Origin of the sequence: Wenzhouxiangella sp. XN24 (assembly GCF_011064545.1) — a bacterium.
Taxonomy (GTDB): domain Bacteria; phylum Pseudomonadota; class Gammaproteobacteria; order Steroidobacterales; family XN24; genus XN24.
This window is the reverse complement of the sequence record NZ_JAAMFG010000017.1, coordinates 150,931-165,038: the sequence shown is the minus strand read 5'-3', so window position 1 is coordinate 165,038 and position 14,108 is coordinate 150,931. Positions and strand designations below refer to the sequence as shown.

Here is a 14,108-nt window from a genome sequence, read left to right as displayed (position 1 = left end):
GGGGCCCTTTTCGTTTCCACCCTTGGCGTAACTTGCTAAGGTTCGCGGCAAACACACCCGAACAGGACGCAGCGATGGCAGAACAGGACATGGGCGCCGGCATGAATGCCGCCGAACTCTATCTCGAGGAGATTTTTACCGACCGCCGGGTGGGCACCATCCAGCGCCTGAGCCCGGTCACCGCCGACGGTGCGCCGGACCCGGCGCGATCGGTGGTTTATGTAGGCCAGGCACAGGTCATGACGCCGGCAGGCGCGTTGCCGCTGTCGTTCGAGATCCCGTCGACTTCGTTGTCGGAGGCGGTGGAAGGCTTTGCCGCAGCCGCTGAGAAAGCGGTGGGCGAGACGATGCGGCGCCTGCAGGAAATGCGCCACGAGGCGGCCAGCTCGATCATCGTGCCGGAGGGCGGCGGCAGTGGCCTGGGTGGCGGCGGGCTGGGCGGTGGCGGGCTGCCGGGCGCAGGCCCCGGCGCGGGCAAGATCCGCATCCCCTGACCGCCGAAATGTCAGCAAGCGGAGACGTCGGCTTCGCTACAATGGGGCGATCGATGGCAGGCGACTCGGACAGGCCGGCATGACATATTGCGTGGCGATCTCGGTGGATGAAGGTCTCGTGTTCGCTTCGGACTCGCGCACCAATGCGGGCCCGGACCAGGTGAGCGTGTTCGGCAAGATGCACGTGCTGGTGGAAGAGGCGGACCGGTTCCTGGTGCTTCTCTCCGCGGGCAATCTCGGCACGACACAGGCCGTGCGGACGCGCATCCGCCACGACCTGGAGTTCGACCGGCAGCCCAATCTGAGGACCCTGCCGAGCATGGCCGAGGTGGCCGAGTATCTCGGGTCCATCAACGCGGAGCAGCGACGCAAGCACGCCGAGAACAGCGAGCACGACGGCGCGATGACCGCGACCTTCGTCCTCGGAGGACAGATCGCAGGCCGCGACCCGGGCATCTTCCTGGTCTATCCCGAGGGCAACTACATCCGCGCCTCGAGCCAGACGCCTTTTCTGCAGATCGGCGAATCGAAGTACGGCAAGCCGATCCTGGATCGCCTCGTCAAGGCTTCGCTGTCGCTCGAGGACACGGCGCGTGTCGCCCTGATCTCGATGGATGCGACGATGCGGAGCAACGTCACGGTGGGCCCGCCGATCGAGGTGTTGATCTACAACCTGCGCAAGCCGCGTCTCCTGCGCCACATGGTGTTCGGGCCGGACGACGATTACCTGCGCGAGCTGGGCCGCAGCTGGCAGGGCTACGTGGAGAAAGCGTTCAGTGTCCTGCCGCCGCTGCCGCCCCGGCCCACGGAGTTGCTGCGAGTCGTCGATGAATGAACGCCAGCTTGGCGCGCACGGGACCGTTCAGGACGAAGGGATAGGGATCATCGACCCCCAGGCCGCGTGCGAGCTCGTTCAGCCGCACCGACACGGATATCCATAGCGAGACTTCGGCATCCCAGTCGGCCGCCGGTGCGGCGACGAAGTGCGTGGCGCGGGCGGTTTCCAGTCCGTCGGTGATGTGCAGGTAGTGCGACCAGCATTCCGCCCAGTCTTCCAGGGGATGGCTGGATGCATACGGACTGACGTAGCGCTCGCCCCAGTCAGCCGCGGGGCCGGCCTCGTGGTAGCGCGCCAGCGCCGTCGCGTAGTCGTCGCGCTCGTCGCCGAACAGGGCGCGGAATTCGTCTCTTGCCGGGCCCGGCGGCGCCAGCAGTTCGTGGTAGTAGTGGCCGCTCTCGTGGCGGAAATGCCCGAGCAGCGTGCGGTATCTTTCCGACATCTGTTCGCGGACCACGTGGCGCGCGACGTCGTCGGCCTCGAGCAGGTTGATGGTGATGATGCCTGCGCGATGGCCCGTCATGACGAGCGACTCCGCGACCTGCGGGTTGCTGCGCTGGTCCTCGAGAAACTCGAAACGCAGCGGTGCGCGGCCGTGCGCCGCCTCCAGCGGCAGGCCCAGCTGGATCAGGCTGTACACGAGACGCCGCTTGGCGTGTTCAACGCGCCGCCAGAGCACGAGATTGTGCTCGGTGGAGAGGTTGGGGATGATGCTGTTGAGCCGACACGCCACGCAGAAGTGGGCAGGATCGTCGGCGGGCAGCAACCAGTTGCACGCCGTGTGCAGGTCCCGGTTGCGACAGGCTTTCCATTGCCCGCCGTCGGCGGCGCCGAAAAACGTCTCTCCGGGTGGGCGCGAAAGGAACTCGGCCTTCTCAGGCGCATAGCCGAGGTCCGCGCCGCACGCGGTGCACCAGTAGTCGTCGAAGAACACCCGCGCGCCGCAGTTGCAATCGAACAGCTTCATGCGGCCCGGTCCGGCAGGAACCATGCGCCCGAGACTTCGGCGTGCACCTGGGCGAGCTCCAGCTGCAGATCGTCCATCAGGTTTCGCAACGTCGTCTTCTCGATGCCGCCCGTGCGTTGCGCGTCGAGGATCCGTTGCAGCCGCACGGCGCAGTGCAGCGGCGCCTGGTGTTTCGGCAGCTTCAACATGCTGGCTTCCAGCTCCAGCAGGCAATGGCTGACCGCTCGCGGGAACAGCGGGTCGTTCAGCAGGAAGCGGATGACGTCCTCTGCGCGGATCCGGCGGCGCACGTACTGGCGGTACATCTGGTAACCGGACAGCGACTTGAGCACCGCCATCCAGAGCGTGTTCTCGAATCTTGCGACTGCATCCTCCGCTTCCAGCAGGCTGGCGGCCGCGATGTCGATGATGCGTGTCGTCATGTCGGCTCGCTCCAGGTTCCGCCCGAGACGAATGAAATGATAGGCGTCGCCATGGCTCATCGTGCCTGACAGCAGTCCGGTCAGCTGCTGCACGCCCTGGACGATTTCCGAGAGCACCTCGTGGCGGCGGCGCGGCGAGGCGATTTTCGGCAGGGACTTCCGCCCGTACAGGTACAGCTCGTTGACGCAACGCCAGGCCTCGGTCGGGCACAGGTCGCGGGTGGTGCGGAAATTCTCGCGGGCCTGGCCCAGCGAGGCGACGATCGAGCTGGGGCTGTCCGGATCGGCGATCAGGAACCTCAACGTGTCGCGATCATCCGGTTGGGGGAAGCGTGCGTCGAAATCCTGCCGGGCGCCACAGATGTCCACCAGCAGGGGCCAGTCGACGCCCGCATCGCGCGGCAGGTCGAGCAGGGCTGCATCGTAGACCCGCACCAGCCGCGCGGTATTCTCCGCACGCTCGAGATAGCGTGCGCCCCAGTACATGCGTTCGGCCACCCGTGACAGCATGTTCAGCTCTCCTCGCTCTCGACGACCCAGGTATCCTTGCTGCCGCCGCCCTGGCTCGAATTGACGACCAGGGAGCCCTCGACGAGCGCGACTCGAGTCAGCCCGCCGGCGGTCACCTCGTTGCGTTCTCCCTGCAGGCTGAAAGGCCGCAAGTCGAGGTGGCGAGGTTCGAGTCGACCGTTGACCAGGGTCGGTGCAGTGGACAGGCTGAGGACCGGCTGGGCGATATAGTTGCGCGGCTCCAGCGACACGAGCCGGCGGAACTTGTCGATGTCCGCATGGCTCGCGGCGGGGCCGATCAGCATGCCGTAGCCGCCGGATTCGTTCACCGGCTTGACCACCAGGTTCGCAAGATTCTCCAGCACATGCCGACGGTCCTTCTCTTCGATACAGGCGTAGGTCGGCACGTTGGGCAGGATGGCATCCTCGTCGAGATAGTAGCGGATGATGTCCGGCACGTAGGCGTACACCAGCTTGTCATCCGCGACGCCCGCGCCCGGGGCGTTGGCGATCGCGACCTTGCCGGCGCGCCAGGCCCGCATCAGCCCGCGCACCCCCAGCATCGAGTCGGGACGGAACTCGTCAGGATCGAGGAAGGTGTCGTCGACCCGGCGGTAGATCACGTCCACGCGTTCGAGGCCTGCGATCGTGCGCATGTAGACGCAATCGTCGTCGGCGACGACCAGGTCGCCGCCCTCGACGAGTTCGGCGCCCATCGCCTGGGCGAGATAGGCATGCTCGAAATAGGCCGAGTTGTAGATTCCGGGTGTCAGGACGACGACTTCCGGATAGTCCAGCGGCCGGGGGGAGAGCGACGCGAGGGTGTCGAACAACAGGGAAGGGTAATCGTCCACCGGCAGGATACGGTTGCGGGAAAACAGTTCCGGAAAGACCTGCTTGGTCACGATCCGGTTTTCGAGCATGTAGGAGACGCCCGAGGGAACGCGCAGATTGTCCTCGAGCACGTACAGCGTGCCGTCCGCATCACGCACCAGGTCGCTGCCGCAGATGTGCGCCCAGGCGCCATGGGCCGGTTTGACTCCCCTGCATTCCTTGCGGAAGTTGCCGGAGGTCTCCAGGAGCGCGCGGGGAAAGCGCCCGTCCGCCACGATCCGTTGCTCGTTGTAGAGATCGTCGATGAACAGGTTCAGCGCGGTCATGCGCTGTTTGAGCCCGGCCTCGACGCGGCGCCATTCGCTTGCCGGGATGATGCGCGGGATGATGTCGAACGGCCAGGCGCGATCGATATTCTGGCCTTCGCTGTAGACCGTGAAAGTGATGCCCATCTCGAGGATGGCGCGCTCCGCGGCATCCTGGCGCCGACCCAGCTGTTGCGCACTCAGTGCCGAGAGATGTTTTGCCAACTCGCGCGCATGGGGCCTGGGTCGCCCGGGGGCGCCCAGCAGCTCGTCCCATCCGGTTCCCGGGTCGTAGTCGCGCCAGCTTATTTTCATCGGCTGATCTCCCTCATCCGAACAGGGCGGTCCACGCGAAGCACCGGCCGGGGAGGCCCTCGACGGGCACTCACTCGTCGATGGTAAAGCTGATGTCGGCTCGCTCCTCGAGCCGTTGCCGGAGCAGGCCGCCGAAGGCCGTCGCCGGGGTCCAGGAACCGCCCCCGACCGGCAGGCGAGCCTCGTCGAGGGCCAGGCACAGGGCGGCCTCGCCGAGCATGCGGGCCGTGGCGCCGTAGCCGGGATCACGCCGCCCGACGACCCGGGCCCTGAGCTGTCGCTCGGGCGCCGTGGGGTGCCGGCCGATCAGCAGCATCTCGAAGCCTCCGGCTTCGCGGGCCGCTTCGTCGGGGCCCTCGCCCGGCTGCGGCAGAAACAGGCGATTCATCACCGCGCGGGTCGGCCCCAGCGAGGCGGCGGCCATGAATGCGCCGAGGCCCGCCGTGACGGCGGCGGCGCGGGCGAAACCCGCGGCGCCCTCGCCCGTGAGCACCGCCTCGGTGTAGCGGAAGCGGTGGCCCCAGGGCCAGCCGAGCAGGGCATGGCTTCGCCTCACGATCCGCGTGTTGACGCTCGCCATGACGAAAGGCGCGGTCCAGCCGTCGGCGTCGGAGTCGAGCAGGGGACGGACCTGGTCGCGTCCGTCCGGTCCCTTGCGCTGCTTCGCGGGATTCAGGGCGTAAGGGTCGCCCATCACACGGCGATCGTCCGGATTGCGTTTTGCCGCGTCCAGCGCATTGAGCATGCTGGCCACGGTGCCGCCGCTGAAGGTGCCCTTCATGCGCCGAACGAATAATTTCACCGAACTGCAGGGGCGGCCGTAGCGCGCGAGAGCCTCTTCCTGCAGGAACTGGCAGCCGAGATCGGAGGGGACCGAGTCGAAGCCGCAGGAGTGCACGATGCGCGCGCCGGTCTCGGTCGCCCGCGCCTCGTGCGCGTCGATCATCTGTCGCATCCAGTGGACTTCGCCGCTCAGGTCGCAATAGTGCGTGCCCGCTTCGGCGCAGGCGGCCACGAGTCCCGAGCCATGCAGCGCATAGGGGCCGACCGTGGAGCAGATCGCGCGCGCGCTGCGCGCCAGCCCGGCGAGGGAGTCGGCGTCGTGACTGTCGCCGAGCAGCACGGGGATCCGCGGCGCGCCGATGTCGCGCAACACGGCCCCGAGCTTGTCGGCATCGCGACCCCCGACCGCCCAGCGCAGCTTGCGATCCTTGCCGGCACGGACCAGGTGCTCCGCGACGAGGCGTCCCGTGAAGCCGGTGGCGCCCCATAGGACCAGGTCGAAGTCGCGATCTTTCATGTCCTGTGCCGGGCCTCGCGAGGATACGATGTAAGCGCCTTACGATAGCAAGAATGGCTCGCGGCCGGGGCGCAGGTGGTCATGCGGGACCGCGGATTCCATAATCGGGCTGTCAGTCAAAATCCGGAGACGCTCATGAAGACGCGCGCCGCAGTCGCCCTGGCAGCCGGCCAGCCCTTGTCGATCGAGACGGTGGACCTCGACGGGCCGCGCGAGGGCGAGGTCCTCGTCGAGATTCGCGCCACGGGCGTCTGCCACACCGATGCGTTCACGCTGTCCGGCGAGGATCCCGAGGGTGCCTTCCCGGCGATCCTGGGCCACGAAGGCGCCGGCGTGGTGGTCGACGTGGGACCGGGAGTCCGGACGCTGCGCAAGGGCGACCACGTCATCCCGCTGTACACCCCCGAGTGCCGGGAGTGCGAGTTCTGCCTCAACCCGAAGACCAACCTCTGCCAGGCCATACGCGCCACGCAGGGTCGGGGCGTGATGCCCGACGGCAGCAGCCGCTTTTCCCTGGACGGCCGCCCGCTGCTGCATTACATGGGCTGTTCCACGTTTTCCAATTACACCGTCCTGCCCGAGATCGCCGTGGCCCGGATCCGCGAGGATGCGCCCTTCGACAAGGTCTGCTACATCGGCTGCGGCGTGACCACGGGGATCGGCGCGGTGGTGTTCACGGCCAAGGTGGAGCCGGGTTCGACGGTGGCGGTGTTCGGCCTCGGCGGCATCGGCCTCAACGTGGTGCAGGGTGCGCGCATGGTCGGCGCCGACCGGATCATCGGCATCGACACGAACCCTGCCAAGGCGGCCCTCGCCGAGCGCTTCGGCATGACCGATTTCATCAATGCCGCGGAGGTGGCCGACGTCGTCGGCGAGATCGTGTCGGTGACCGGCGGCGGCGTGGACTATAGTTTCGAGTGTATCGGCAACGTGCAGGTGATGCGCCAGGCGCTCGAGTGCTGTCACAAGGGCTGGGGCACCAGCGTCATCATCGGCGTGGCCGGCGCCGGGCAGGAGATCGCGACCCGCCCGTTCCAGCTCGTCACGGGCCGCAACTGGCGCGGCAGCGCCTTCGGCGGCGCGCGCGGGCGCACCGACGTGCCGAAAATCGTGGACTGGTACATGGAGGGCAAGATCAACATCGACGACCTGATCACGCACACGATGCCGCTCGAGGACATCAACGACGCCTTCGAGCTCATGCATCGCGGCGAGAGCATCCGCTCCGTGGTGTTGTACTGAGATGGCGATCGCCAATCTCCTCGAGACGATCTCGGAGCACCGTTGTTTCGGCGGGACGGTGGGCTATTACCGGCACCGCTCGGCGGTCAACGACTGCGAGATGCGGTTTGCCGCTTTCGTGCCGCCGGCGGCGCGCAACGGAGCGGTACCGGTGCTGACGTGGCTGTCGGGGCTCACCTGCACGGAAGAGACCTTCATGATCAAGGCGGGGGCGCAGCGCGTGGCGGCGGAGCGGGGCCTGCTGCTGATCGCGCCCGACACCAGCCCGCGGGGGGAACGCGTGCCGGATGCGGAGGACGCGGCCTGGGACCTGGGCCTCGGGGCGGGATTCTATGTCGATGCCACCGAGTCGCCGTGGGCGGGGCACTACCGGATGTACAGCTACGTCACCGCCGAACTGCCGGAGATCGTCGCGACGGCTTTCCCCGCGGACATGCGCCGCCAGGGCATCTTCGGGCACTCGATGGGGGGTCACGGCGCGCTGGTGCTGGGGCTGAGGCATCCCGAGACCTACCGCTCGGTATCCGCGTTCGCCCCCATCGCGGCCCCCGCAAGCTGTCCCTGGGGCCAGAAAGCGTTCAGCGCCTACCTGGGCCCGGATCCGGCGGCCTGGCGGGACTGGGACGCCACCGAACTGCTCGGCCGGGGCCGGCGCTCACCGCACACGATCCTCGTGGACCAGGGGCTCGAGGATCCTTTCCTGGCCGCGCAGCTGAATCCCGAGGCGCTGGAGGAAGCCTGCGCCGCCGCCGGCCAGCCTCTCGAGCTGCGCCGCCATGCCGGCTACGACCACGGCTACTATTTCATCGCCTCGTTCATGGCGGACCATCTTCACCATCATGCTGCCGTACTGGGTGCCCCATGAGCCAGGCCGACCGCGAACGCTGGGATGCACGCTACGCCCCCGAAAGCCTCGTGATGGGGCCGGCGCCGAAGCGCTTCGTGCTCGAAATGGAGGGTGTTTTGCCGCATGCGGGCCGGGCGCTGGATATCGCCTGCGGCGAAGGCCAGCTGCCCGGCTGGCTCGCGCAACGGGGACTTTCGGTGACCGCGGTGGACATCTCGCCGGCCGCGCTGGACAAGCTGCGCACTCGCGCGGCCGAGGGTGGTTATGCGGACCGGCTCCAGGTGATCGAGGCCGACCTCGACGAGGGCCTGCCCCCTGTGACCCCGGGCCTCGACCTCGTCACGTGCGTGGATTTCTATTCGCCGGCAGTCATCACCGAGGCCCGGCGGCTCCTCGCGCCGGGCGGGCTGCTGCTGGTGCAGGTGGTGTTACAGGCCGCCAACGGCGACAGCCCGCATCGCGCGCGGCCCGGCGAGGCGCTGGGCTTCGCGACGGGACTGCGGCTGCATTTTTATCGCGAGGGAGTGATGGGCGGCCGCACGCTTGCGCAGTTGCTCGCGCAGCGGGTTCCGGCGTCGTTCATGCCGTTCAGCGACTGAGGACGAGCTTCCCTTCCGGGTTGACCTGCAGCCGGTATTCCTCGGCCTCGTGCACGATCACCACTTCCTTGTCACCGCCCAGCACGACACGGCTGGGGATGCGCACCGGGCGCTTGGCCAGGCGGTTCATCAGGCCGCTGCCCTCGGAACCGATCTGCTCGGGAGTCTGCTTGTTCAATGGACATACCTCGGACGCCCGTAGCTTGGAGACTTACTTTGGGGCGGCCGGGGCGCCGGCGGCAATCGGGGATTACCGCAGGTGCTCTGCACCATTTCAGTGCGGCGTGAAGGCTCGGGACACCAGCGTTTCGAGCCGCGCGCGCTGCGCCACCAGCGACCGGTGCACGTTGAGCTGGCCCCGCGCCCGCGCCAGGTTGTGCTCGCCCCGGCTCGCAAACGCCCTGGGATTCCAGCCGAAATAAGACTCGTTCAACGTGTCCGCGCAGAATCTTGCGGCCAGTTCCACCTGGATCGTCGCGGTGGCTTCCACCATGGCGCCTGCTTCCTCGCGACTGAGCCAGTCACCGGCCACCACCCCGTAGCCGCGCGTCGCGGCTGCGAACAGGCCGACGGAGAAACCGCTGCGCGGATCGTCTTCGGAGGCGATATTGCACCAGGAACGGAAGGCGTCACCGAGCTCCAGCGGCAGCGCCATGCGCCCGAGCGTGTCGAGATCGAGCATGCACAGCGCCCGGTCTTCATGCGCCGCGAAGACCAGGTTCGTGATCTTGGGATCACCGTGTACGACGCGCGGTGCGGTCGCGGGGAGAGGCGAGAGGGCCCGGGCCGCCGTGAAGATTTCCGCGGCGAGCGCGGCGGCCTGAGGGTAGAGCCGATGTCCGCGGTGCGCCTCGAGCGCCCGCTCGAGGTCGCGCAGATGTCTCTCGGGCTCATGCACCGGCGGCCGCACCGAACGGAACTGGTGGCCCAGGTCATCCAGTGCCCGATGAAAGTTTGCCAGCAACTCGCCGGCGGTCTCGGCTTGCGCTTCGTTGGTCACCGTCTCGAGGACCCGGCCATCGATATGCGTCATCAGCCGCCATGCGCCGCGCTCATCCGGCAACCACAGCCGCCCGTCGCAGGCGCGCACCAGGCGCGGCGTCAACAGGCCCCGCCCGGCCAGGTGCGCGGTGACCGCCTCGATGTCCTCGTTGACCTCGGGGGGGAAAACCGGGTTGAGCTGCTGTAGCACGTAACGCGTGCCGCGCCGGTCGAGTGCCGAGAATGTCCGGTTGATCAGGCCGCTGCCCAGCGGCCTGATCGATTCCGGCACCAGGTTCCAGGCGGCGGCGACGTGCAGATCGGGGGCATCTTCAAGGTTCACGCAGCGCATCGTCCACGGGACGGGGCCTGGCGGCAAGGCCCGCGTGTCCGTTGCGGCGCAATAGCCGCTGTCGTAGGCTCCGCAGTCATATGAAAAACCATGTCGACATCGTGCATAAATTCGGCGGCACCAGCCTTGCGGGACTGGATGAATTCCGTCGCGTCATCTCCATCGTCGAGTCGGCGGGACCGCGGCCCGTGGCCGTGGTGGTCTCGGCCCCCGCCGGTATCACGGACGCGCTGCATGGCCTGGTGCGCGCGGCGGAGGCCGGTGAGGACTGGTCTGCCGCGCTGGATGCCGTGATGGCCCGTTGCCATGGCCTGGCGCATGCGCTGCTCGACCGCGAGCGGCTCGGCGCCTGGAACACCGCGATCGAGCGGGAACGCGAGGACATCAATGATGTCTTGAAGGCCACGGCGCTGATCGGCCGTGCGCCGGCCGCGGTGTTCGCGCTGGTTGCAGGGCATGGCGAGCTCTGGTCGGCACGCCTGCTGGCGGCGGCACTCGCCACCCGGGGTATCGATGCTGACTGGTTCGACGCGCGCGACGCGCTGACGGTGATCGACAGCGAGCTCGGCCCCGCCGTCGCCTGGGAACAGACCCGGACCCGGTTCGCGGCTAGCTGGACACCGGCGCCCGCCGTGCGGGTGATCACCGGCTACATCGCGCGCGACGAGCGCGGCGGGCCGACGACGCTCGGCCGCAACGGCAGCGACTTCTCCGCATCGATTTTCGCCGCCCTGCTGGAGGCCGGCGAGGTCGTGATCTGGACCGACGTCGACGGGGTCATGAGCGGCGACCCGCGGCGCATTCCGGATGTGTCGATCATCCGCGAACTCTCCTGGCACGAGGCGATGGAGCTGGCCTACTTCGGCGCCAAGGTGCTGCATCCCCGCACCATGGCGCCGCTCGTGGCGCGCAGCATCCCGGTATGGATACGGAATACCGCACACCCGGAAGGCAGCGGCACGCGCATCGGTGCGGTGAGCAGCGACGGCGGCGTCAAGGGGGTCACCACCATCGCGGGAATGGCCCTGCTGAACCTCGAAGGCGCCGGCCTGATCGGTGTGCCGGGCACCGCGAGCCGGTTGTTCGAGGCCTTGCGCAATGCCGGGATCTCGGTGGTGTTGATTTCGCAGGGCAGTTCCGAGCACTCGATCTGCTGCGCGGTGCCCGAGGAGGACGGCCTGCGCGCGCGCGAAGCGGTGCGCAATGCCTTCGCGGCCGAGATTCACCAGGTGCAGGTCGAGGGCGTCGAGCTCGTCCCCGACTGCAGCATTCTCGCGGTGGTCGGCGAGGGCATGCGGGGCATGCCCGGCGTGGCGGCCAAGATGTTCGGGGCACTGGGCCGCGCCGGGGTCAATGTGCGGGCTATTGCCCAGGGCGCGTCGGAACGCAACATCTCGGCGGTGATCCCGAGCGAGGAGGCGGATCGCGCGTTGCGCGCCGTGCACGCGAGTTTCTATCTTTCGCCACAGGCCGTCTCGATCGGCCTGATCGGCCCCGGCGGCGTGGGGGCCCAGCTGCTCGACCAGGTCGCCGGCGAGATCCCGCGCCTGGCCAGCGAATCGCGGGTCGATTTACGGGTGCGGGCGATCGCCGGCTCCCGGCGCATGGTGCTCGCGACGCGAGCCGTGGATCTCGGCACATGGCGCGAAGCGCTGCAGTCTGGAGAGCCGACGGACCTGGACACGTTCGCGGATCACGTGCAGGCCGAACACCTGCCCCACGCGGTCATCATCGATTGCAGCGGCAACGCGGCCGTCGCGGCGCGCTACACGGACTGGCTGGCGCGCGGCATCCACGTCATCACGCCGAGCAAGCTGGCAGCGTCCGGCCCGCTGGACGTGTGGCGACGGCTCCAGGAGACACGCCGCGAAGCCAACGTGCGGTACCTCGGGGAGACCACCGTGGGCGCCGGCCTGCCGATCATCCAGACGCTCCGCGACCTGCGCCAGACCGGCGACGAGATCATCGCCATCGAGGGCATCCTGTCCGGCACGCTCGCGTTTCTGTTCAACGGCTACGACGGTGCCAGGCCGTTTTCCGCCATCGTGAGCGAAGCCCGGGCGCTGGGATTCACCGAGCCGGACCCGCGCGACGACCTGTCCGGACTCGATGTGGCCCGCAAGCTGGTGATCCTGGCACGCGAGATGGGGCTGGAGCTCGAACTCGACCAGGTCGAAGTGGAGAGCCTGGTGCCGGAGGCGCTCGCCGACGGCGGTATCGACGAGTTTCTCGAGGGGCTCGCGGCCGGCGATGACGATATGCGCGAGCGGCTCGAAGCCGCCCGGGCCCGCGACCACGTGCTGCGTTACGTGGCGAGGCTCGACGGGCGCAGCGGCAAGGCCGTCGTGGGTCTCGAGGAACTGCCGGCCGATCATCCCTTCGCCTATGCACGGCTGACGGACAACGTGGTGCAGTTCGTCACCCGGCGCTACAAGGACAATCCGCTCGTCGTGCAGGGGCCCGGCGCCGGGCCAGGGGTGACCGCGGCCGGCGTGTTCGCCGACCTGCTGCGGCTGACCGCCTACCTGGGCGCGGACGTCTGATGCAGTTCCTGAGCACGCGCGGCGGTGCGCCGCCGGCGAGCGTCGGGGACGCGATGCGGGCCGGCCTCGCGCCGGATGGCGGCCTCTATGTTCCGGCGCGCTTCCCCGCAGCGGGTTACGACGCCGTGCCGCGGGACGCCGAGCTCGCTACGGTGGCCGAGCGCGTGCTGGCGCCGTTTTTCGCTGCGGATCCGCTGGCGGAGACACTGGGTGACGTCTGCGCCGAAGCACTGGATTTCCCGACCCCGCTGACCGAAGCGGGGGACTTCCACGTGCTCGAGTTGTTTCACGGTCCCACGGCGGCCTTCAAGGACGTCGGCGCGCGGTTTCTCGCCGCCTGCCTCGCGCGGCTCGCCGGCGAACACGAGCGCACGGTGCTGGTCGCGACCTCCGGCGACACCGGTGGCGCGGTCGCGGCGGCATTCAACGGTCGGCCCGGCTTCCGCGTCGTGCTGCTCTACCCGAAGGGCCGCGTTTCGGACCGCCAGGAGGCGCAGCTCACGGCCTGGGGCGACAACGTGCTCAGCCTGCGAGTGGACGGCGACTTCGACGATTGCCAGCGAATGGTGAAAGAAGCCTTCGGCGATGCCGAGCTGCGCGAGCGCGCCTGTCTCACGTCGGCCAACAGCATCAGCATCGGCCGCCTGCTGCCGCAGATGGCCTACTACGCATGGGCTGCGACGCGGGTGTTTCACGCCACCGGCAAGACACCGGGATTCATCATTCCCAGCGGCAACCTGGGTAACTCACTCGCATGCATCTGGGCGCGGCACTGCGGCCTGCCCGTCGGGCCGATCGTCCTGGCGACCAACGCCAACGAGACGGTGGGCGATTTCTTCGCCGGCGGATCGTGGGCGCCGCGCCCCACGGTGCAGACGCTGGCCACCGCGATGGACGTCGGCAACCCGAGCAACATGGAGCGCCTGCTGCACCTGGCCGGCTCGGAGGCCGCGGCGCGGCGCGAGGCGCGCGCAGTCCGCGTCTCGGACGTCGAGATTCGCGACGCGATCGCCGCGGGCCCGAAGCGCTACGGCCGCACCTGGTGCCCGCATACGGCGACCGCGGTGCGCGCCTGGGAGACGTTGGGCCACGAGGCGTTAGAACGACCCTGGGTGGTCGTCGCGACGGCGCACCCGGCGAAATTCGAGGACGTGGTCGAGCCGCTCGTCGGTGAGACGGTGCCGTTGCCGCCGGCGCTGGCCGAGCTGATGGCGCGGCCGCGGAACTTCGTGGAGATCGGGCCGGAGTTCGCGGGCTTCGCGGAGTTACTCGGTGAAAGTTCGCGACCGGACCATGACAGGGTTCCCCTCGCTTAGAAATCTTTATGCGCTCGTGGAACCCTGTCACGTTCCGGCCGCTGGGCCGAAGCATGCGGAAACGTCTCGGGGCGCCGGCCCGTCGATCCGGCAGCGGCGGATGGCGGGAACGCCTCGGGGCGCCATGCCTGTCGATGCGGCAGCGGCGGATGGTGGGAACGCCTCGGGGCGCCATGCCTGTCGATGCGGCAGCGGCGGATGGTGGGAACGCCTCGGGGCGCCATGCCTGTCGATGCGGCAGCG

The 14,108-nt window shown here is 68.5% G+C and carries 13 protein-coding genes; 7 read left to right on the top strand and 6 right to left on the bottom strand.

The window, feature by feature from the left end:
* Positions 1-74: 74 nt before the first annotated feature.
* Together G6032_RS00945 and G6032_RS00940 are read left to right on the top strand one after the other, a co-directional pair.
* Entirely contained in the window at positions 75-494 is a 420-nt protein-coding gene (locus G6032_RS00945) for a hypothetical protein (protein WP_165280251.1), read from the top strand.
* 79 nt (positions 495-573) lie between these two features.
* Positions 574-1,329 (top strand): peptidase, encoded by a 756-nt coding sequence (locus G6032_RS00940; protein ID WP_165280250.1) that lies wholly within the window; start codon positions 574-576, stop codon positions 1,327-1,329.
* On the opposite strand, the gene G6032_RS00935 is transcribed toward G6032_RS00940, so the two are convergent.
* From G6032_RS00935 to G6032_RS00920, 4 genes are all read right to left on the bottom strand, one after another.
* Positions 1,268-2,299, bottom strand: a complete 1,032-nt coding sequence (locus G6032_RS00935) for a putative zinc-binding metallopeptidase (protein ID WP_165280249.1) — start codon at positions 2,297-2,299, stop codon at positions 1,268-1,270. The two genes, G6032_RS00940 and G6032_RS00935, sit on opposite strands and share 62 nt — an antisense overlap.
* On the bottom strand, positions 2,296-3,231 hold the full coding sequence (locus G6032_RS00930) for an alpha-E domain-containing protein (RefSeq protein WP_165280248.1): 936 nt from the start codon (positions 3,229-3,231) through the stop codon (positions 2,296-2,298). The genes G6032_RS00935 and G6032_RS00930 overlap by 4 nt, the downstream gene beginning before the upstream one ends.
* A gap of 2 nt (positions 3,232-3,233) precedes the next feature.
* Positions 3,234-4,685, bottom strand: coding sequence for a circularly permuted type 2 ATP-grasp protein (locus tag G6032_RS00925; RefSeq protein ID WP_165280247.1), 1,452 nt, complete (start codon positions 4,683-4,685; stop codon positions 3,234-3,236).
* 70 nt (positions 4,686-4,755) lie between these two features.
* Positions 4,756-5,985: a saccharopine dehydrogenase NADP-binding domain-containing protein gene (locus tag G6032_RS00920; protein WP_165280246.1), complete on the bottom strand. Its 1,230-nt coding sequence runs from the start codon at positions 5,983-5,985 to the stop codon at positions 4,756-4,758.
* 135 nt (positions 5,986-6,120) lie between these two features.
* Here G6032_RS00920 and G6032_RS00915 point away from each other — a divergent pair, with 135 nt between their 5' ends.
* Genes G6032_RS00915 through G6032_RS00905 form a run of 3 tightly spaced genes read left to right on the top strand, consistent with a single transcriptional unit; the run spans position 6,121 to position 8,673 of the window.
* Complete coding sequence (locus G6032_RS00915) at positions 6,121-7,227, top strand: S-(hydroxymethyl)glutathione dehydrogenase/class III alcohol dehydrogenase (RefSeq protein ID WP_165280245.1); 1,107 nt, start codon at positions 6,121-6,123, stop codon at positions 7,225-7,227.
* A 1-nt stretch (position 7,228) separates the two neighbouring features.
* Entirely contained in the window at positions 7,229-8,092 is an 864-nt protein-coding gene (fghA, locus tag G6032_RS00910) for an S-formylglutathione hydrolase (RefSeq protein WP_165280244.1), read from the top strand.
* Entirely contained in the window at positions 8,089-8,673 is a 585-nt protein-coding gene (locus G6032_RS00905; protein ID WP_165280243.1) for a class I SAM-dependent methyltransferase, read from the top strand. The genes fghA and G6032_RS00905 overlap by 4 nt, the downstream gene beginning before the upstream one ends.
* Here G6032_RS00905 and hemP read toward each other — a convergent pair.
* Both hemP and G6032_RS00895 read right to left on the bottom strand, forming a co-directional pair.
* A complete protein-coding gene (gene hemP, locus G6032_RS00900; RefSeq protein ID WP_165280242.1) occupies positions 8,663-8,851 on the bottom strand; it encodes a hemin uptake protein HemP in 189 nt (62 codons plus the stop codon). The two genes, G6032_RS00905 and hemP, sit on opposite strands and share 11 nt — an antisense overlap.
* A gap of 96 nt (positions 8,852-8,947) precedes the next feature.
* On the bottom strand, positions 8,948-9,997 hold the full coding sequence (locus G6032_RS00895) for an aminoglycoside phosphotransferase family protein (protein ID WP_165280241.1): 1,050 nt from the start codon (positions 9,995-9,997) through the stop codon (positions 8,948-8,950).
* 89 nt (positions 9,998-10,086) lie between these two features.
* Here G6032_RS00895 and thrA point away from each other — a divergent pair, with 89 nt between their 5' ends.
* Positions 10,087-12,549: a bifunctional aspartate kinase/homoserine dehydrogenase I gene (gene thrA / locus G6032_RS00890; RefSeq protein ID WP_165280240.1), complete on the top strand. Its 2,463-nt coding sequence runs from the start codon at positions 10,087-10,089 to the stop codon at positions 12,547-12,549.
* The gene (gene thrC / locus G6032_RS00885) at positions 12,549-13,865 is read left to right on the top strand and encodes a threonine synthase (protein ID WP_165280239.1); all 1,317 of its coding nucleotides are present in this window, start codon (positions 12,549-12,551) and stop codon (positions 13,863-13,865) included. Before thrA ends, thrC begins: the two co-directional genes overlap by 1 nt.
* Positions 13,866-14,108: the final 243 nt, after the last annotated feature.

Excerpts from the sequence above, each read along its gene's own strand:
- fghA (WP_165280244.1), top strand. The coding sequence starts at position 7,229 with ATGGCGATCGCCAATCTCCTCGAGACGATCTCGGAGCACCGTTGTTTC.
- thrA (WP_165280240.1), top strand. The coding sequence starts at position 10,087 with ATGAAAAACCATGTCGACATCGTGCATAAATTCGGCGGCACCAGCCTT.
- thrC (WP_165280239.1), top strand. The coding sequence starts at position 12,549 with ATGCAGTTCCTGAGCACGCGCGGCGGTGCGCCGCCGGCGAGCGTCGGG.
- G6032_RS00935 (WP_165280249.1), bottom strand. The coding sequence starts at position 2,299 with ATGAAGCTGTTCGATTGCAACTGCGGCGCGCGGGTGTTCTTCGACGAC.
- G6032_RS00945 (WP_165280251.1), top strand. The coding sequence starts at position 75 with ATGGCAGAACAGGACATGGGCGCCGGCATGAATGCCGCCGAACTCTAT.
- G6032_RS00925 (WP_165280247.1), bottom strand. The coding sequence starts at position 4,685 with ATGAAAATAAGCTGGCGCGACTACGACCCGGGAACCGGATGGGACGAG.
- G6032_RS00905 (WP_165280243.1), top strand. The coding sequence starts at position 8,089 with ATGAGCCAGGCCGACCGCGAACGCTGGGATGCACGCTACGCCCCCGAA.
- G6032_RS00930 (WP_165280248.1), bottom strand. The coding sequence starts at position 3,231 with ATGCTGTCACGGGTGGCCGAACGCATGTACTGGGGCGCACGCTATCTC.
- G6032_RS00920 (WP_165280246.1), bottom strand. The coding sequence starts at position 5,985 with ATGAAAGATCGCGACTTCGACCTGGTCCTATGGGGCGCCACCGGCTTC.
- G6032_RS00915 (WP_165280245.1), top strand. The coding sequence starts at position 6,121 with ATGAAGACGCGCGCCGCAGTCGCCCTGGCAGCCGGCCAGCCCTTGTCG.
- G6032_RS00940 (WP_165280250.1), top strand. The coding sequence starts at position 574 with ATGACATATTGCGTGGCGATCTCGGTGGATGAAGGTCTCGTGTTCGCT.